Annotated in this window: 20 protein-coding genes and 1 pseudogene; 5 read left to right on the forward strand and 16 right to left on the reverse strand. The window is 68.2% G+C overall.

Features of this window, described 5'->3' with window-relative positions; all coding sequences use genetic code 11:
- Positions 1–30: 30 nt before the first annotated feature.
- Positions 31–2,313, reverse strand: a complete 2,283-nt coding sequence (locus VFA08_01530) for a penicillin acylase family protein (protein HYZ12274.1) — start codon at positions 2,311–2,313, stop codon at positions 31–33.
- A 21-nt stretch (positions 2,314–2,334) separates the two neighbouring features.
- Between VFA08_01530 and VFA08_01535 the strand changes: the two genes are divergently transcribed.
- From VFA08_01535 to VFA08_01545, 3 genes are read left to right on the forward strand one after another with little or no spacing between them, the layout of a single operon-like run.
- A complete protein-coding gene (locus tag VFA08_01535) occupies positions 2,335–4,062 on the forward strand; it encodes a long-chain fatty acid--CoA ligase (protein ID HYZ12275.1) in 1,728 nt (575 codons plus the stop codon).
- Between the two features lies 1 nt (position 4,063).
- Complete coding sequence (locus tag VFA08_01540) at positions 4,064–4,600, forward strand: GNAT family protein (GenBank protein ID HYZ12276.1); 537 nt, start codon at positions 4,064–4,066, stop codon at positions 4,598–4,600.
- Positions 4,597–5,295: an HAD-IA family hydrolase gene (locus VFA08_01545; protein HYZ12277.1), complete on the forward strand. Its 699-nt coding sequence runs from the start codon at positions 4,597–4,599 to the stop codon at positions 5,293–5,295. Before VFA08_01540 ends, VFA08_01545 begins: the two co-directional genes overlap by 4 nt.
- 29 nt (positions 5,296–5,324) lie before the next feature.
- On the opposite strand, the gene VFA08_01550 is transcribed toward VFA08_01545, so the two are convergent.
- The 4 genes from VFA08_01550 to VFA08_01565 are packed head-to-tail and all read right to left on the reverse strand — an operon-like array spanning position 5,325 to position 6,989.
- Positions 5,325–5,543, reverse strand: a complete 219-nt coding sequence (locus VFA08_01550) for a hypothetical protein (protein HYZ12278.1) — start codon at positions 5,541–5,543, stop codon at positions 5,325–5,327.
- Positions 5,544–6,125: a methyltransferase domain-containing protein gene (locus tag VFA08_01555; protein ID HYZ12279.1), complete on the reverse strand. Its 582-nt coding sequence runs from the start codon at positions 6,123–6,125 to the stop codon at positions 5,544–5,546. It lies immediately after the preceding gene.
- A 10-nt stretch (positions 6,126–6,135) separates the two neighbouring features.
- Complete coding sequence (locus VFA08_01560; GenBank protein ID HYZ12280.1) at positions 6,136–6,378, reverse strand: zf-HC2 domain-containing protein; 243 nt, start codon at positions 6,376–6,378, stop codon at positions 6,136–6,138.
- A complete protein-coding gene (locus VFA08_01565) occupies positions 6,375–6,989 on the reverse strand; it encodes a sigma-70 family RNA polymerase sigma factor (GenBank protein ID HYZ12281.1) in 615 nt (204 codons plus the stop codon). The genes VFA08_01560 and VFA08_01565 overlap by 4 nt, the downstream gene beginning before the upstream one ends.
- 139 nt (positions 6,990–7,128) lie before the next feature.
- Here VFA08_01565 and VFA08_01570 point away from each other — a divergent pair, with 139 nt between their 5' ends.
- Positions 7,129–7,632, forward strand: a complete 504-nt coding sequence (locus VFA08_01570) for a hypothetical protein (GenBank protein ID HYZ12282.1) — start codon at positions 7,129–7,131, stop codon at positions 7,630–7,632.
- Positions 7,633–7,639: 7 nt separating this feature from the next.
- Here VFA08_01570 and VFA08_01575 read toward each other — a convergent pair whose 3' ends face one another.
- On the reverse strand, positions 7,640–8,503 hold the full coding sequence (locus VFA08_01575; protein HYZ12283.1) for a dihydrodipicolinate synthase family protein: 864 nt from the start codon (positions 8,501–8,503) through the stop codon (positions 7,640–7,642).
- 64 nt (positions 8,504–8,567) lie between these two features.
- Between VFA08_01575 and VFA08_01580 the strand changes: the two genes are divergently transcribed.
- A complete protein-coding gene (locus VFA08_01580; protein HYZ12284.1) occupies positions 8,568–8,816 on the forward strand; it encodes a hypothetical protein in 249 nt (82 codons plus the stop codon).
- A 295-nt stretch (positions 8,817–9,111) separates the two neighbouring features.
- Here VFA08_01580 and aceA read toward each other — a convergent pair whose 3' ends face one another.
- The 10 genes and pseudogenes from aceA to VFA08_01630 form a co-directional block, all read right to left on the reverse strand.
- Positions 9,112–10,446: an isocitrate lyase gene (aceA, locus tag VFA08_01585; protein HYZ12285.1), complete on the reverse strand. Its 1,335-nt coding sequence runs from the start codon at positions 10,444–10,446 to the stop codon at positions 9,112–9,114.
- A 216-nt stretch (positions 10,447–10,662) separates the two neighbouring features.
- Positions 10,663–11,538 carry an ATP phosphoribosyltransferase gene (gene hisG / locus VFA08_01590; GenBank protein ID HYZ12286.1) on the reverse strand — a complete coding sequence of 292 codons (876 nt, stop codon included), beginning with the start codon at positions 11,536–11,538 and terminating at the stop codon, positions 10,663–10,665.
- Positions 11,539–11,540: 2 nt separating this feature from the next.
- A pseudogene (gene hisI / locus VFA08_01595) lies at positions 11,541–11,861 on the reverse strand (phosphoribosyl-AMP cyclohydrolase).
- Positions 11,861–12,637, reverse strand: coding sequence for an imidazole glycerol phosphate synthase subunit HisF (hisF, locus tag VFA08_01600; GenBank protein ID HYZ12287.1), 777 nt, complete (start codon positions 12,635–12,637; stop codon positions 11,861–11,863). The pseudogene hisI and the gene hisF overlap by 1 nt, the downstream one beginning before the upstream one ends.
- Positions 12,634–13,335 (reverse strand): 1-(5-phosphoribosyl)-5-[(5-phosphoribosylamino)methylideneamino]imidazole-4-carboxamide isomerase, encoded by a 702-nt coding sequence (gene hisA, locus VFA08_01605; GenBank protein ID HYZ12288.1) that lies wholly within the window; start codon positions 13,333–13,335, stop codon positions 12,634–12,636. The genes hisF and hisA overlap by 4 nt, the downstream gene beginning before the upstream one ends.
- Positions 13,332–14,012: an imidazole glycerol phosphate synthase subunit HisH gene (gene hisH, locus VFA08_01610; GenBank protein ID HYZ12289.1), complete on the reverse strand. Its 681-nt coding sequence runs from the start codon at positions 14,010–14,012 to the stop codon at positions 13,332–13,334. Before hisH ends, hisA begins: the two co-directional genes overlap by 4 nt.
- A complete protein-coding gene (hisB, locus tag VFA08_01615; GenBank protein ID HYZ12290.1) occupies positions 13,955–14,542 on the reverse strand; it encodes an imidazoleglycerol-phosphate dehydratase HisB in 588 nt (195 codons plus the stop codon). Before hisB ends, hisH begins: the two co-directional genes overlap by 58 nt.
- Positions 14,539–15,588 (reverse strand): histidinol-phosphate transaminase, encoded by a 1,050-nt coding sequence (gene hisC, locus VFA08_01620; GenBank protein ID HYZ12291.1) that lies wholly within the window; start codon positions 15,586–15,588, stop codon positions 14,539–14,541. The genes hisB and hisC overlap by 4 nt, the downstream gene beginning before the upstream one ends.
- Positions 15,585–16,871 carry a histidinol dehydrogenase gene (gene hisD / locus VFA08_01625; protein ID HYZ12292.1) on the reverse strand — a complete coding sequence of 429 codons (1,287 nt, stop codon included), beginning with the start codon at positions 16,869–16,871 and terminating at the stop codon, positions 15,585–15,587. The genes hisC and hisD overlap by 4 nt, the downstream gene beginning before the upstream one ends.
- Positions 16,871–17,023, reverse strand: a complete 153-nt coding sequence (locus VFA08_01630) for a hypothetical protein (GenBank protein ID HYZ12293.1) — start codon at positions 17,021–17,023, stop codon at positions 16,871–16,873. Before VFA08_01630 ends, hisD begins: the two co-directional genes overlap by 1 nt.
- Positions 17,024–17,097: the final 74 nt, after the last annotated feature.

Genomic DNA, 17,097 nt, shown 5'->3' on the forward strand with positions numbered 1-17,097 from the left:
GTTGGCGAGACTTAGGCATGATCGGCGATGTTACCCGTCGGGCTCGAGCCGGAGGGTCGTCACCCCGCCGGCGTCGCGAGAGGCGCGCGCGGGCCTGAGCTCGCCGGAGACCCACAGCGAAGCCTGATCGTTCCACTGCGATGACGCCGGATTCCCGGACTGACCCGTCGGCAGCACGGACCGTGGGTGTTCGACGTCCGAGAGGTCCACGACCAGTCGCCACGACGGCGCGACGACGACGTCGAACCCCAGCCGTGCGTCGAAACTCGCCTGAAGGACGGTCTGTTCGTCGCCGCCGAGTTCCCGCTCCGCGGCGACGAACAGCGCCCCAAGACCCGGCATCCGGGCGAGCGGATGGGCGAACCGAACGCGATGAACGGCTCCCCATCTCCACGCCGCTCTGTCCACACCGAGGTCGGCTTCCAGAACCGCGAGCGCCTCGCGGAGCGCAACGCGTAGGAGCTCCGCCCAGCTCGAGTAACCACCGGCGATCCATGCCGGGACGTCGTCCTCGAGGAGTTGGAGGAGCGCACGACAGACGAACGCCTCGCGCCGTGCGAAGTACCGGTCGTGCGCCGCTCGGTTCGTTTCCGCATCGAGGACGATCCAGGCGATCCGCGACACCCAAGCGTTGAACACCGCCGCTGCGACGGAGTCCGCCCGCTGATCGCCCTTCCACGCGCGCAGCAGCTCGAGCGCCCACCGATCGTCGTCGCTGGACGGCTCGAACGCCGTCAGGCGTGGAACGAGCTCGCGTGCCGCGATCGACTCGGTATCGACCTGGAGGTCCGCGGCGTCGTCGACGCTCGTCTTCTCGGTCGCCTCGATCACCTCCACGATCCGGCGAGCGCGATGCGAGGTGTGGAAGTCGTGCCCGATCAGATGCGGATACGCGTCGTCGTGCGGACGGTTGTTCGCCGTAACGAGGTAGCCGCGCTCGGGGTTCTTCGACCACGGCAGCTCCTCGTACGGAACGAACCCATCCCACTCGTGCTCCGACGTCCATCCCGGCACGGGTACGGTGCCGTCGCCGTTCCGCCGTATTGGATACAGGCCCGTGAGCTGATATCCGATCGTCCCGTTCACGTCGGCGTACACGACGTTCTGTCCCGGACACGACAGCCCGCGCAACGATTTGCGGAACTCCTCGAAGCTTTCAGCGTTCGCGCCGTCGACGAGGGCCGATGGCTCCAACAGCCCTTCGGTCGCCGTCCATCGCAACGCGTACGCACGATCGAGCGGCACGTACTCGATGTTCGACACGCCGACCGTCTCGACCTCGAGGAGCGGACCGTGCCGTGTCTCGCGAACGTCGACGATCACCGGGTCGCCGCCCCGAACGGCGATCTCCTCGCGATGCACGACGACGGGTTCCCACGCGCCATCGAACTCGGCCGCCGAACGATCCTCGTTCAGCCGCTCCTCGGACAGGTCTTGAACATCCCCGCTCACGTTCGTGATGCCCCACGCGTGGTGCGGTGTCGCCCCGATCACGATCCCTGGCGCGAACGGGAACGCCACGCCACGCGCGTCGTAGCCGGGCGCATGGAGCTCGAGCTCGAACCACGCGGCAGGTTGCTGGACGAGCAGGTGAGGATCGTTCGCCAGCAGCGGCTTACCGCTTTCCGTCCGAGATCCCCTGACCACCCACGCGTTCGAGCCCTGGCCACCGACGTGCGGCAGCGCATCGAGCAACCGGCCGGCCAGACCGCCGGCGAGCACGTTCGGCGGATCCGACGGCGAGGGCGGCAGCAGCGCTCCGACGGCGTCCCGGCCGAAGCGCTCCGCGAGATGGACGCGGAGCAGTTCGCGGTCCCAGTTCCCTGAGAGTCCCCACGCGACGAACGCAAGGCCCGCCGCCCACGACCCGAGGTCCGTCGGCAGCTCCGGCGCGAACGCCAGCAGAGCGTGCTCGACCGGCGGCGCCGGCGAGGATGCCACGAACGCCCTGGCGCCTTCGACGAACCGCGTCACCATCGACCTCGACCGCTCGGTCCACCGTTCGGCCTCTTGCACACCGAGCCGGTTGAACCCCAGGACGCGGGCGAACCGATCCTGCGGAACCGTCAGGTCGCCGAAGACCTCCGACAGCCGCCCGTTGGCGGCGCGTAGCGCCGCGTCGATCTGGAACAGCCGGTCCGAGGCCGTGACGAACCCTTGCGCGAACCAAAGGTCGTCGAGCGACGCGGCGAAGATCGACGGGACGCCCCAGGAGTCGCGCTGAACCTCGACCGGATCCTGCAGGCCCGAGAGACGGATCGTCCCGTCGACCTGCGGCAGGGCCGCCTCTGCGGCGGCGCGCACCTCGTCCATGCAGATGGAATGATGCCCGCCATGGCCAGTCACCGTCCGTGGTTCAGGAGCTACCCGCCGGATGCCCCGCGGACCCTCGAGCCGTACCCACGCATCTCGGTGTTCGGCATGCTCGAGGCGTCGGCGAGGAAGTACCCGCGCGCGACGGCCATTGCCTGGTTCGGCCGCAAGCTGACGTTCTCGGAGCTGTTCGCCGAGACCGAGCGCTGTTCGGCCGCGCTCGCCGTTCTCGGCGTCGGCCGGGGCGACCGCGTGGCGCTGGTGATGCCGAACTGCCCGCAGTACCTGATCGCGTACTACGCGACGATGCGCCTCGGCGCGATCGTGGTCGGCAACAACCCCCTGTACACGAAGCGGGAGATGGAGTTCCAACTCCGCGACTCCGGCGCCAAGGTGGCCATCGTGCTCGATCTCCTCCATCACGACTTCGCCGACGTGTTCAAGACGGTCGGCCTCGAGCCCGTCGTGGTCGCGCGCCTGAACGACTACATGTCGTTTCCCAAGCGACAGCTCGCGCCGCTCGTGAAGTTCCGCAAGACGCAGCGCTCTCAGGGCAAGCCGTGGCCTCCGGTGCCGAAGGGCGCGCGTGTGCTGTGGTGGGAGGCATGGATGAACGCGGCCGGCCCGGTTCCGCTCGCCGCGCAGGTCGATCCGGAGACCGAACCGGCGGGGTTCATCTACACCGGGGGAACGACCGGCGTCAGCAAGGGCGCGATGCTCTCGCACCGGAACCTCGTGGCGAACGCGATGCAGGGCGCCTCGTACCTGAGCATCGGCGAAGGGAACGAAGCGCTGCTCGGCTCGCTCCCGTTCTTCCACTCGTTCGGCATGCTCGTGATGAACGTGGCCATCCTCCGTGCGGGCAAGCTCATCCCCATCCCGAACCCCCGCGACCTTCACCTGGTGATGGAGGAGATCGACAAGGAGAAGCCGACGTTCGTGCCGGGCGTCCCACGGTTCTTCGCCGCGCTGAACGATTCCCCACTCGCGACGAAGCTCGACCTTCGTTCGGTGACGGCGTCGATCTCGGGGGCCGCCCCGCTCCCCGCGGCCGTCGCCGAGAAGTTCGCCCAGATCACGCATGGCGCGGTCCTCGTCGAGGGCTATGGGCTCACCGAGGCTTCGCCGGTAACGCACGCGAACCCCCTGAAGGGCGTTCGTAAGGTCGGCTCGATCGGGCTTCCGATGCCCGACACGGACTGCCGGATCGTGGACCTCGATGACCCGGACCGAGAGCTCGCCGCGGGCGAACGCGGTGAGCTGTGTGTGAAGGGTCCGCAAGTGATGCTCGGATACTGGAACCGCCCCGAAGAGACGGCGCTCTCCATCCGGAACGGATGGCTGCACACGGGCGACGTCGCGACGATGGACGAGGACGGGTACTTCCGCATCGTCGACCGGCTGAAGGAGATGATCATCGTCTCCGGGTTCAACGTGTATCCCAACGAGGTGGAGGACGCGCTCTACCGTCATCCGAAGATCGTCAAGGCCGCTGTCATCGGCGTTCCCGACGAACGCACGGGCGAGGCCGTGAAGGCGTTCGTGGTGCTGAGGGAGGGCGAGCACGCGACGCCCCAGGAGATCCTCGACTGGGCACGCGATCCCGGGAACGGACTCACGGCCTACCGCGTTCCGAAGCAGCTCGAGATTCGCGAGTCGCTCCCCGAGACGATGATCGGCAAGGTCCTCCGTCGCGTGCTGTCGGAGGAGGAGCGTCGGAGGGCGTCCGCGACGAGCGCGCGCGGGTGAGGTGAGCACGCCGTTCCTCGACCTCGGTGACGGCGTCGAGGTCAGGAAGCTCGAACCCGCCGACGCCGAGGAGATCTACGCGATCGTGGGGAGCGAGCGCGAACGCCTCCAGCCGTGGATGCCGTGGGCCGAAGGTGCCTCGGTCGAGACCACGCGCTCGTTCATCGAGGCGAACATCGCGACGGATGGGTTGGACGCGCTCGGGATCTTCGTCGACGGCGCGTACGTCGGCGGGATCGGAATGCGGCCGGTGGAGCTGCACGGGGACACGGAGATCGGCTACTGGATCTCGTCGACCCACGAGGGGCGCGGGCTCGTCACGCGCGCGTGCAGGGCGCTGATCGACCGCGCGTTCGGCGAGCTCGGTCTTCATCGAGTGACGATCAGAGCGGCACCGAACAACGCTCGGAGCCGTGCCATCCCCGAACGGCTCGGGTTCACCGAAGAGGGCGTCATGCGGGAGGCCGGCCGCACGTCGCTCGGCTACCACGACCTCGTCGTGTACGGGCTGCTCGACCGGGAATGGAAGCGGGAGTGAGCGGGTTCGCCGCGGTTGTCTTCGACCTGTTCGGAACGCTGGTGTACGAGTTCCCCCGCGTGGACTGGGACGAGTGGCTGGAGACCACAGCGGCCGTTCTGGAGGCCGAACCCGAGGCGTTCGCCGGCGCGTGGCACGCGACCGCCATCGATCGCCAGACCGGCGCGGCGGGGGCCATCGACGAAAACCTCCGAACCGTGGCGGCGCGCGCGGGCGCGTGGCCGACGGACGCGCAAGTCGCCGAGGCGCTCGAGGCGCGAGCGGAGCTGTACCGCAAGTGGTTCGTGCCAAGGCCGGGCGCCGAGGAGATCCTTCGCGAGCTCCAGGAAGGGGACATACCGACCGCAATGATCAGCATGTGCGCGCCGGATACTCCGACGCTGTGGCGGGCGTCGGCGCTCGCCGGGTTGATCGACGTCGAGGTCTTCTCGTGCGAGGTCGGACTGCGCAAGCCCGAGCCGGAGATCTACCTCGCGGCAACCGAACGGTTGCACGTCGCATCGAACGCGTGCCTGTACGTCGGCGACGGCGCCTACGCCGAGCTCACCGGCGCGTCGTCGGTCGGCATGTACGCCGTGCTGATCAGCGACCCCGCGGAGGCCGAGATGGAGGCGCTCCGCCCCGAAGCGGAAGAATGGACCGGGCCGACCATCGCTCACCTGAGCGAGATCAGCGCCCTCGTCTTCGGCGACTAGGGCATGCGGTGTCAAAGGCCGCCGTGCGTCTACGGCTTTTGCGCCTTGACGATCACGCTGATGGCCACGCGATCCTGTCGTTGCTGCGGGATGAGCCGGCGCATCAGCTGGACGAGCTCAGTGGTGAACAGCGGGTAGAGCGCCGCCTGATCGATGCCGTACGGCACCTTCTCGCCGATCCAGACGTCGGCGAATCCGACCTTTCGAAGCTTCGTGGCGAAGGCACGCTCCGCCAGGGCACCCGACACTCACCCAGCCCATGCGGCGTCGCTCGTCATGATCTCGGGCGGAAGATCGTCCTCGACGGTGAGGTCTGAAACGCACATCCGGCCACCGGGCCGCAGAACGCGGAAGATCTCGGCGAAGACGCGACTCTTCCGCGGCGACAAGTTGATCACGCCGTTCGAGATGACGACGTCCACGGAGGTATCCGGAAGCGGGAGGTCCTCCATCTCCCCGCGGACGAACTCCGTCCAGTCGGCGACACCTGCTGACCGAGCGTTGTCCGAAGCGCGCTCCACCATCTCGTCGAGCAAGTCGACGCCGATGACCCTGCCCGTCGGTCCGACGCGCCTCGCCGCGAGGATCGAGTCGATGCCCCCGCCGGATCCCAGGTCGACGACGGTCTCTCCAGAGGTCAGACCGGCGTGACGAACCGGGTTGCCAACGCCGAGCGCCCACGTCACCGCGCCGGCCGGCACCTCGTCGAGCTCCTCGGCTGCGTACAGCTTCGTCGCGACGTCCTCGCCGCCGCCCGTGGGGATCTCCTGATAGACGGAGCGAACGACGTTCTTGATCTCGTCTTGGAACAGCAGGTCCTCGGTGCTCATCGCTCCTCCGTCAGAGCTCCTCCAGGAATGCCTCGAGCCGGATCTTGACGTCCACGGGGATCTCCTCCACTTCGTGGGAGCGGAGGAATGCGCGAAGCTCGTTCGCGAACTCGAGCTCCCCACAGCATCGGCGACAAAACGCCAGATGGTTCTCGACGGCCGCCGCGTCGTCCGCGGACAGGGACCGGTCGAGGAAGTCCCACAACCTCCGAACCGCCTCAGAGCACGAGATCATCCTGTCGGTGCTGGTCACGACCCGCTCTCCGTGCTGAGCAGATCCGTCTCGGACGCGTAGGCCCACATCTCGCGCTCGAAGAGCTTCCTTCCTCGGTGAAGGCGGGCGAGCACGGTCCCGATCGGCGCGGCGAGCAGACGCGCGATCTCCTTCGTTGCGTACCCCTGGATGTATCGGAGCACGAGGGGCACGCGGTAGATCTCGGGGAGTCGGTGGAGCACCGCCCGGACGTCCTCCGGACCGAACGAGCGGAGGAAGTCGAGGTGGAGCGTGTCCGAGTAGGGGAACGGGTCCTCCTCGGCAACGGTGCGGTACAGCGAGAAGTCCTCAACGTCGTCGACCGCGATCTCGCTCACCGATCTCGCTTCCTTCCGCAGGCGGTCGCGGAAAACGTTGACGAGGATGGTTTGGAGCCAGGCGCCGCCCGCGTCCGCGTCGTCGAGCGTCTTGTACGAGCGGAACGCGTGAAGCAGGCACTCCTGGACGAGGTCCTCCGCCCCGCGATCGTTGAGACGCCGCGCAAGCGAATACAGCCGGGGCAGCTGCGCGCGGGCCAGTCGCTCAAACGCCTCCTTCGACGCCGCGACGTTCCGGATGTCACCCACCAGGTACTCCAGCCCACGGGCCACGTCCTCACATCGCCTCTCGAAGGAAGGGACGCCGGCCGAGCGGAACTTATTGCATCGGTCCGAAAACGCAATGTGTCGGCTAGCGCATGCGTCGTTGTGGGCGAAAGGGACCTCTCATCCCGAAAGGGGGGATGCAACGGTGGCCACCATCGCGGCTCGGCGCTCGAGCGAACGTGGCGTGGAGCAGTACATGCGGGTCGGCACGTGGATCATGGGCGCGGCGGCGGTCGGGTTCATCGGGTACGCAGTGTTGTTCCTTGTCAGGAACTTCACCGACTCGTTCCTGGAGCTCGGCATCGGCCCGAACGAGGTGGATGTGGGCAAGGACGAGATCGCCGCCTTTAGCCCGGCGCTGTTCCACTACATCGGGCATCTGCACATCGCGGTGTCCGGGTTCATCGCCGCGACGGGCGTGGCAGTGCTGTTCCTGCTGCGGTACGTCAGGCGAGGAGACGTGTGGGCGTGGGTAGGCGCAGTGCTGGCGCCCGTCGTCGGCTTGGCCGTGGCGCTCCCCGCGCACTACCCGAACTCGTTCGACACGCTCGGGCACCTCGGGCTGATCTACCTCGCAACGGGGATCTACGTCGTCGGTGCGTTGATCGCGCTCCGAGGGATCTCTGAGGCGCGTCGAGCAAAGGACTGAGGCTCGCTCAAGCGAGGGCGCCCACGCGCCGTGCGGCGGCGAGGGCGCCCTCGCGTTCGACCGGCGTGAGTTGGCGAAGTGGCGCGCGGACGTCCGGCCGAACCGGCACTCCACGAGCGCCGAGGACCTCCTTCATCGCAGAGATGAACGGCATCGGCGGCGCGAGTAACTCGCGGAGCGTCGTCACATGCTTGCCCGCCTCGGCGCTCCGTTCGTGCACCAGCGCCGAGACGATCTCGGGGAACGCCGTGGCCAGTCCGCTGACGGCACCGGCGGCGCCCTCTCCCAGCCCTTCGAGGACGAGCGGTTCGGACCCCACGAACAGATCGAGCCCGTCGATCAGATACGTACGAACGTTGTCGAACGGCCGATCCGACACTTTGAGCCCGGCGAGATTCGTGGTCGTGTCGCTGAGGCGCTCGATCACGGGGACCGAGATCCGATATCCGGAGCGCGCCTCGAACTCGTAGGGGTAGAACGGCAGCGGGGCGCACGCATCGGCAGCGGCGTGGAGATGTTCGAACAAGGACTCATCGTCGAGCGGGAAGTACGGCGGAGCGATGACCGCGACGGCGTCCGCCCCGATCTCCTTCGCGTGCGTGGACAGCGCGACGGTGTGATCCGTCGTCTGGGCACCGGCGTGGACCGCGACGAGGAAGCCGTCGGGGCGTGCGGAGACGAAGCGCTCCGCCGTGCGCTTGCGCTCATCGACGGACAACAGGATTCCCTCGCCGGTCGTCCCGCACGCGAGCACGCCGTCGACGCCGCCGTCGGCGAGGAACCGCACGAACGAGGCGAACGCCCCGTCGTCGACCGCTGACCCGCCCTCGCGTAACGGCGTCACCGCGGCCGCGATCGCTCCGTGCAGCATTCGCGGATGCTAACGGTTGGTTTCCGTCCTCCCCGCACGGGTACCTTTCGGCATCGTGGAAGCGATGCGCCAGGCAGGGTTGCGCTGTCCGATCTGCGGAAACGGTGTGCTGGCCGACATCGCGTATGACGAGCATCATCCGCCCGTCGATCCGCCGAAGCAGGCACCGGAGAGCGGTGAGGTCGTGACGTTCACGTGTGGTCACGAGGTCGAGGTCGGCCGTCTCGTCGACGCCGCCCGAGACGATCCCAACGTCGAACGCCGAACGTCCGACGACGTCGTCGACCCGGGAACCACAGGGGTGGAGCCGTGATCAGGTCCGAGGTTCCGCCACCGAGCCCACAGCCCGAGCCGTTGCCGCAGCCGGAACCGATGCCGCAGCCGGATCCCGCGCCGCAGCCTCAGCCGCCACCACGACCGGAGCCACAGCCGTCTCCGGCTCCGGAACCGGGACCCGCACCGCCGCCACAGCCGAGTCCGCCGGCGCCCTCACCGACACCGCCGCAGCCGTTCCCGCAGCCCGAACCTTCTCCCGAGCCCCAGCCGCCGCAGCCGAGTCCCGAACCTCCGCCCGGCCCTCCGCCGGACGTCGAGCCGCCGATCCGAGCCTAGGCCGTCGCGGCTCGCCGCGCGGGTGACTCCGCCGTCTCGAACTGCGCTTCCTCCGTGGACCCACTGAGCCCCAGCGTGGATGCGTCGCCGCCGGAGACGATCGTGGCGATCCGGTCGAAGTACCCCGTCCCCACCTCGGTCTGGTGGCGTGTGGCGGTGTAGCCGAGCGCCTCCAGCTCGAACTCGCGCCGCTGCAGCCGGACGTACGCGGGCATGCCCTCGCTGGCGTAGCCGTTCGCGAGCTCGAACGCCGACGCGTTCAAGGCGTGGAACCCGGCGAGCGTCACGAAGAGGAACCGGTACCCCATCGCCGCGAGCTCGCGCTGGAACATCGCGATCTCGTCCTCGTCCAGGTGCTTGCGCCAGTTGAAGCTCGGCGAGCAGTTGTACGCGAGGAGCTTGCCGGGGAACTCCGCGTGGATCGCCTCCGCGAACGCGCGCGCCTCGTCGAGGTCGGGCGTGGACGTCTCGCACCACAGCACGTCGGCGAGCCGCGCGTACGCCAGCCCGCGCGCGATCGCCGCATCGATGCCGTTCCGTACGCGGTAGAACCCCTCCGAGGTTCGCTCGCCCGTGAGGAACGCGCGGTCTCGTTCGTCGACGTCGTTCTGAAGGAGCGCACCGGAGAGCGCGTCCGTGCGGGCGACGAGGACAGTCGGAACGCCGAGGACATCGGACGCGAGACGCGCCGCGGCGACCGTCCGCTCGAAGTGACGCGTCGGAACGAGAACCTTGCCGCCCATGTGTCCGCACTTCTTCTCGCTCGCCAGCTGGTCCTCGAAATGCACGCCCGCCGCGCCGGCCTCGATCATCGCCTTCATCAGCTCGAACGCGTTCAGCGGCCCACCGAACCCAGCCTCGGCGTCCGCGACGATCGGCGCGAGCCAGTACGTCCCCCGGTGGCCCTCGGACCACGCGATCTGGTCGGCGCGTAGCAACGCATTGTTGATCCGCCTGACGAGGGCGGGAACGCTGTTCGCCGGATAGAGCGACTGATCCGGGTACGTGTGTCCGGCAGCATTCGCGTCGGCGGCCACCTGCCACCCCGAGACGTAGATCGCGTCGAGTCCCGCCTTGACCATCTCGACGGCCTGTCCTCCCGTGAGCGCGCCGAGCGTGGCCACGGACTCGCGGCTCCTCATGAGTGACCACAGCCGCTCGGCACCGAGACGGGCGAGCGAGTGCTCGACGCTGACGGAGCCCCTGAGGGCGATCACGTCCTCTGCCGTGTATGGGCGTTCGACGCCCTTCCACCGAGAGCTCGATCGCCAGTGAGTCGTGAGGTTGTCCCCTTCACGACGAGCACGTTCCTGGTGCGTGATGTCGATCATGCCCGCCTCCTTCGAAAAGCGTTCGTTGAACGGCGAGTCGAACGATCCTTGCGCTTGGCGCGGATCGAAGTGGGCACATAAGCAGGCCGTTCGGCCGGCCCGGGCGGTGCCCTAGGAGAGGGCTACCCGGAAGAACGCGGCGAAATTGAATGGCCGCTCAAGCTTCATCGAGGCGAGTCTGCCCCACTCGGCAGGGCCGTGTCAAACAGCCTTGGGTCAGGGGACGATCTTCGAGATGGGGATCTCGAGGATGTCGGTCGCGCCACGTTCCTTGAGGAGTGGGATCAGCCGGTTCACCTGATCCTTGTCCACGACCGTCTCGACCGCGTAGCCACCTTCCTGCAGGCGCGACACCGTGGGCGACTTCATCGCCGGAACGGCGTCGATCACGGCGGCGAGGTCGGCATCTCCCACGTTCATCTTGATGAGCACGCGCCCTTCCGCACGGATCGCCCCGAGGAGCAACGTGATCACGTCGTCCATCGCTCTGCGCTTCGGCGCGTCGGCAGCAGCGTCACGGTTCGCTACGAGGACGGGCTCCGAGGTCATCAGCGTCTCGATGACCTTCATCCCGTGCGCCCGGAGGGTGCTGCCGGTCTCCGTGACGTCGACGATCGCGTCGACGATCTCGGGCACCTTCGCCTCGGTCGCGCCGAACGACCAGACCACGCGAACGTCGATTCCGAGGTCGTCGAAGTACCGCTTCGTCAGGTTCACGAACTCCGTCGAGATCCGGGAGCCCGCCGGCATCTCCTTCGCGCTGTTCGCCGGGTGATCCGCGGGAACCGCGAGGACGACGCTCGTGCCGTGGCCAGGTCCGCTCTTGGCGTACGTGAGGGACGTCAGCACCTCGACATCCGCGTCCGTCTCGGCGATCCAGTCCTGACCGGTGATACCGAGGTCGAACAATCCGTCCTGGACATAGAGAGGAATCTCTTGGGGCCGGAGAAGCGAGACACGATCGATCCTCTCGTCGTCGATCGTGCCGTGGTAGTCGCGGTCCGATCCGCGCCGAACGCGAAGATCGGCCTCCTCGAACAACCGAAGCGTCTGCTGCTCGAGTGAGCCCTTCGGCAGGACGAGGCGCAGCACTACAGCCCCCGGAAGAAGCAGGACCGCTGGCCCGTGTGGCAGGCCGCGCCGACCTGGTGAACGCGCACGAGCAGGACGTCGCCGTCGCAGTCGACGCGGATCTCCTCGACGTGCTGGACGTGACCGCTCGTTTCTCCCTTTCGCCACAGCTCCTGTCTCGACCGGCTCCAGAAAACCGTGCGCTTCTCATCGAGCGTCCGGTCGAGCGACGCACGGTTCATCCACCCGACCATCAGCACGTCGCCGTTCTCCGCGTCTTGGATCACAGCGGGGATCAGCCCGCGCTCGTCGAATGTGAGCTCGTCGAGGGCGACCGTCTCCATCACGACGTCCTCACCGGGATCTGACGCTCCTCGAGATAACGCTTCACGTCGCCGATCGTGAGCTCCTCGAAGTGGAACCTCGACGCGGCAAGAACGGCGTCGGCGCCGCCGTCGGTCAGCGCCTCCGCGAAGTGCTCGACCCGTCCCGCGCCGCCGCTCGCGACAAGGGGGACATTCACGGCATCGCCCACCGCGCGGAGAAGACCGAGGTCGTATCCCTGCCCGGTTCCGTCTCGGTCCATGGAGGTGAGGAGAACCTCGCCCGCCCCGTGGCGTTCGGTTGCCTCGGCCGCCCACTGGACCGCGTCGCGGCCTGTCGCCGTTCGGCCGGCGTCGACGTAGACCTCCCACCCGCCGTTCCGGCGCTTCGCGTCGATCGCGATGACCATGCACTGCGTGCCGAACCGCTCGGCGCACCGGGCGAGCAACGACGGATCGCGGACCGCCGCGCTGTTGACCGCCACCTTGTCCGCGCCGGTGCGGAGCAACGTCCACACGTCCTCTTCGTTCCGAACGCCGCCGCCGACCGTGAGCGGGATGAACACTTTCTCCGCCGTGCGACCGATCACGTCGAGTGTCGCCTGACGTCCCTCGACGGTGGCGGTGATGTCGAGGAACACCAGCTCGTCGGCGCCCTCGGCGTCGTAGCGCGCCGCCAGCTCGACGGGATCACCGGCGTCGCGAAGATCGACGAAGCGCGTGCCCTTCACGACGCGGCCGGCGTCGACGTCGAGGCACGGCACGAGGCGCTTGGCCAGCGTCGTCGACACGGTCATCCCCGAACGACCTCGTGCATTTTCAGCGTCCCCGCGTACATCGCCTTGCCGATCACGACGGCTTCCACGCCGATCTGGCGCAGCGCCCAGACGTCGTCGGCGACCCGAACGCCTCCGCTCGCGATCACCGGCCTGTCGGTGAGCTCGAGCGTCCGCCGGTACAGGTCGAGGTCGGGTCCGTCCATCGTTCCGTCGCGAACGATCGACGTGACGAGCATGCGCGGCGCGTTCGCTTCGTCGAGCGCCTTCAGCGCGTCGTCGAGCGAGGGTCCGTCCTCGCGCCAGCCGTGCGTCATCACGCGGCCGTCACGCACGTCGAGGGCGACGACCACGCGATCGCCGAACCGACGGACGGAGCCGGCGACGAAATCAGGGTCCAGCGCGGCGGCGGTTCCAAGGATCGCCCGGGCCGCGCCATCCACGAGGGCCACGTCGATCGCGTCGAGCGTTCGGATGCCCCCACCGAGCTGCACGGGGATCGCGACGTTCCGGCAGATCTCCTTGATGACCTCCCGGTTGGATCCTTCATCCCTCGCCGCATCCAGATCGACCACGTGGAGCCGACGTGCGCCGTCCATCTCGAAGCGTCTTGCGATCTCGACGGGGTGGTCGTCGTAGGCCGTCTCGGCGTCGACGTCGCCGCGGAACAGGCGAACGCATCGCCCGCCGCGGAGGTCGATGGCGGGGATGACGATCATCGTGCCCTCTGTTCTGAGCTCGCCTCGACGTTGCGGACGAACTCCTCGTACAGCCTCAAGCCCCACCGACCGGACTTCTCGGGGTGGAACTGCGTGGCGAACACGTTGTCCTTCGCGACGGCGGCGGCGAACGGCGCACCGTATCGCGTCGAGCCGACAATGCCGGGGCCGCTCGGAGGCGCGAACGAGTGGACGAAGTAGAACCACGTTTCGGGGACGTCCCGGACGTACGGATGCTCCTCGCTCCAGACCACCCGGTTCCATCCCATGTGCGGCACCTTCACGATGGCCGGGAGACGCTTCGAGACGCCCTCGAACAGTCCCATCCCGGGAACGCCGGGCGCCTCCTCGCTTCCATCGAACAGGACCTGCATGCCCACGCACACGCCGAACGTCGGCCGGCCGCTCGTCGCGAACTCCTTCACCACCGCGTCGAGGCCGCGTTCCCGAAGGTTCCGTATGCACGCACCGAAGTGTCCAACTCCAGGAACGACCAGACCGTCGGCGTTCAGGGCTCGCGCGCCGTCCTCCGTGACGTGGACGGTCCCTCCGACATGCTCCACGGCGCGCGCGACCGAACGAAGATTGCCCATCCCGTAGTCGAGGACGGCGATCGTCCTCAGGAGAGCGTTCCCTTCGTGCTCGGAACGTCGCCGTCGCCGACGGCGACCGCCCACCGGAGGCACGTGGCGAGCGCCTTGAACTCGGCCTCCACGACGTGATGAGGCGAACGGCCGCTGACCAGCCGAACGTGCACGGTCATCTCGGCCGCCGTGGCGAACGCTCGCACGAAGTCCTCGGTCAGTCCTGAGTCGAACGTGCCGATGGTCTCCGCCGGAACGTCGACCTCGTACACGACGAACGGCCGGCCCGAAAGGTCCAACGCCACCTCGACCGCCGCCTCGTCGAGCGGAACGGTGATCGACGCGAATCGGCGGATCCCGCGTTTGTCGCCGAGAGCCTCGCGTAGCGCCCGACCGAGCACGAGCCCGACGTCCTCGACCGTGTGATGGCCGTCGACGTCGAGATCTCCCTTCGCCTCGACGGTGAGATCGAACCCTCCGTGGGTCCCAAGCTGCTGGAGCATGTGGTCGAAGAACGGCAGGCCCGTGTCGGCAGTCGCCGTCCCCGAACCGTCGAGCATGAGCTCGATGCGCACGTTGGTCTCCTTCGTGCTGCTCTCAACCGACGCCCGGCGTTCGGTCATCGCAACACCTCGTCGAGCGACGACAGGAACAGGTCGATCTCGTCGGGCGTGCCGGCCGAGACGCGGAGGCACCCGTCGATGAGATCGGTGAACTCGCGCACGAGCACTCCGCGCATCAAGAGTTCGTCGAACACATCGCGAGCGGGCCTGGGCGGGCGGAACAGCACGAAGTTGGCGTCGGAGGGGAAGGCCTCGACCCCGAGCGTGGGCAGCTCCTTCGAGATGCGATCGCGCTGCTCGCGGATCCTGTTGAGGATGTCGAGAGCATCGTCGCGATGATCGAGCGCCACGAGGCCCGCCGCCTGCGTGATCGCAGACAGATGGTACGGAAGCCGCACGCGACGGAGGTCCTCGACCACCGCGCGCGCCGCCAGGCAGTACCCGATCCTCGCGCCGGCGAGCGCGAACGCCTTCGAGAACGTCCGCACGACGACGATATTCGGAAAGCGGTCCAGGAGTGGCGCGGAGCTCTCGCCGCCGAACTCCACGTACGCCTCGTCCACGACGACGAGCGCGGAGCTCCGCCGGGCGAGCTTCTCGACGATCTCGATCGGCTGCGCGTTGCCCGTCGGGTTATTCGGCGAGCACAGGAGGACGACGTCCGCCTCACCCGCAAGCGCCGCGTCGACGTCGCGCGACGACAACACCCATGGCTCCTCGAGGCTGAGCGCTACGCGCTCCCCGTTCGCGATCCAGGCCAGCCGCGAGTGAACCGCGTAGGTCGGTTCGAACACCAGCACTCGCCGCCCGGGACCTGCGTACGCCTGGAGCAGCTGCAGCAAGATCTCGTTCGAACCGTTCGCCGCCCAGGTGCCCTCGAGCGAGTGCCCGTGGAGCTCGGCCAGGCGCTCGCGAAGCGCCTCCGCGTCGCGATCCGGGTAGCGGTTCAGCTCGAGCTCCCGAACGGCCTTTGCCACGTCGTCCGCGAATCCGTTCGGCAGCGGGTACGGACACTCGTTCGTGTTCAGCCGCGCTCGAACGGGGAGCTGCGGCGCCTCGTACGGCTCGACGTCGCGAAGGCCGGGTCGCGGCGATGCCGTCGTCACGTTCTGCCCCCGTCCTCGGCGCGGATCTCGACGGCTCGCGCGTGGCCGATAAGACCCTCGCTCCGCGCGAGGGCGCTGACCTCGGGCGCAAGTCGGGCAGCCGCGTCGTCGGTCATCTCGACGACCGACGTCACGCGCACGAAGTCGGACGATCGCAGCCCGTTCGCGAACCTCGCGGTGCCCGACGTCGGGAGCACGTGGTTCGACGCGACGCCGTAGTCGCCGAACGGCACGGGCGTGAACGGTCCGACGAAGATCGCGCCCGCCGTGCGAACCGCCGACACGAAGGAGGCCGCGTCGTCGATTGCGACCTGGAGGTGTTCCGGCGCGAGGTCGTTCACGACGTCGACCGCCTGCTCCAGGTCCTTCACGATCACCGCGCGAGCCTTCGCCAGCGCGACCTCGACGACGTCTCGACGCGCCGCCTTGGCCACCTCCGCCTCGAGCGCTTTCTCGACCGCCTCGACGAGATCGGGATCGAGCACGACCAACGTGGCGATCGCGTCCGGATCGTGCTCGGCCTGCGCCACGAGGTCCGCAGCGAGCCAACGCACGTCCGCCGTGGAACCGGCGACGATCGCGAGCTCGGTCGCGCCGGCCAGTCCGTCGATGCCGACCACGCCGGAAACCTGGCGCTTGGCCTCGGTGACGAACGCGTTTCCCGGCCCGACGATCTTGTCGACGGAAGGGACGCTGTTCGTTCCGAACGTGAGCGCGGCGATCGCTTGCGCGCCTCCCGCCTTCACGACCGTCGTGGCGCCCGCTCGTTTCGTCGCGTACATGACGAGCGGATGGATCGATCCGTCCGAGCGCGGCGGCGTGCACACGACGATCTGCCTGACGCCGGCGACGAACGCCGGCACGACGGTCATCGCGACCGACGAGGGGTACACAGCTCGACCACCCGGGACGTAGCACCCCACCGCTCCGAGCGGCGTGACGCGTTCGCCGAACCGGACCCCGTCGCGTTCGTCCCGCCATTCGATCGGCAGTTGCCGTGTATGGAGATCGATCAAACGCTCGACGAGCGCATCGATCGCCGAGCGAAGCTCCACCGGAACGGTGTCGAATGCCGAGGCGAACTCGTCCGGCGTCGCGACGATGCCGCGTTCGCGTAAGTCGGCACCGTCGAATCGAAGCGTCAGATCGAAGAGCGCTGCGTCACCCTCACGGCGGACGCGTTCGATCGCGTCGCGAGCGGTGGCGGATACGTCGGGACCGATCTCGAGGCGCCGGGGCTCGAGCCGCTCCCTCCGATCCCGGAGGTCGAGGACCTCGAGCACTAGTGCCCCTCGATGGCCTCGTGATGCTCCGGGGTGATGGCGCGGGACGCGCGACGGTCACGGACGAACAGGATCCAGCCGCTCGCGGAGACGACCGCGGCGGCGACGATCAACAGGCCGAGGGCCAAGAGCAGCGTCCCTTGCCGGTCCATGGGGATCGAAAGGGTACCCGAAACACCATGGCGCGCATGTCGTCGTTCGACTAGCCGCTTCCCGGTGCGGAAGC

The sequence above is a fragment of the Actinomycetota bacterium genome (assembly GCA_035640355.1).
Lineage (GTDB): Bacteria > Actinomycetota > UBA4738 > UBA4738 > HRBIN12 > CALGFI01.

What these genes read in the sequence shown, in the direction of transcription:
- VFA08_01575 (HYZ12283.1), bottom strand. Translation starts at nt 8,503, where the DNA reads ATGCTGCACGGAGCGATCGCGGCCGCGGTGACGCCGTTACGCGAGGGC.
- VFA08_01630 (HYZ12293.1), bottom strand. Translation starts at nt 17,023, where the DNA reads ATGGACCGGCAAGGGACGCTGCTCTTGGCCCTCGGCCTGTTGATCGTC.
- VFA08_01580 (HYZ12284.1), top strand. Translation starts at nt 8,568, where the DNA reads ATGCGCCAGGCAGGGTTGCGCTGTCCGATCTGCGGAAACGGTGTGCTG.
- hisB (HYZ12290.1), bottom strand. Translation starts at nt 14,542, where the DNA reads ATGACCGAACGCCGGGCGTCGGTTGAGAGCAGCACGAAGGAGACCAAC.
- hisF (HYZ12287.1), bottom strand. Translation starts at nt 12,637, where the DNA reads ATGACCGTGTCGACGACGCTGGCCAAGCGCCTCGTGCCGTGCCTCGAC.
- VFA08_01535 (HYZ12275.1), top strand. Translation starts at nt 2,335, where the DNA reads ATGGCCAGTCACCGTCCGTGGTTCAGGAGCTACCCGCCGGATGCCCCG.
- aceA (HYZ12285.1), bottom strand. Translation starts at nt 10,446, where the DNA reads ATGATCGACATCACGCACCAGGAACGTGCTCGTCGTGAAGGGGACAAC.
- VFA08_01555 (HYZ12279.1), bottom strand. Translation starts at nt 6,125, where the DNA reads ATGAGCACCGAGGACCTGCTGTTCCAAGACGAGATCAAGAACGTCGTT.
- hisA (HYZ12288.1), bottom strand. Translation starts at nt 13,335, where the DNA reads ATGATCGTCATCCCCGCCATCGACCTCCGCGGCGGGCGATGCGTTCGC.
- VFA08_01530 (HYZ12274.1), bottom strand. Translation starts at nt 2,313, where the DNA reads ATGGACGAGGTGCGCGCCGCCGCAGAGGCGGCCCTGCCGCAGGTCGAC.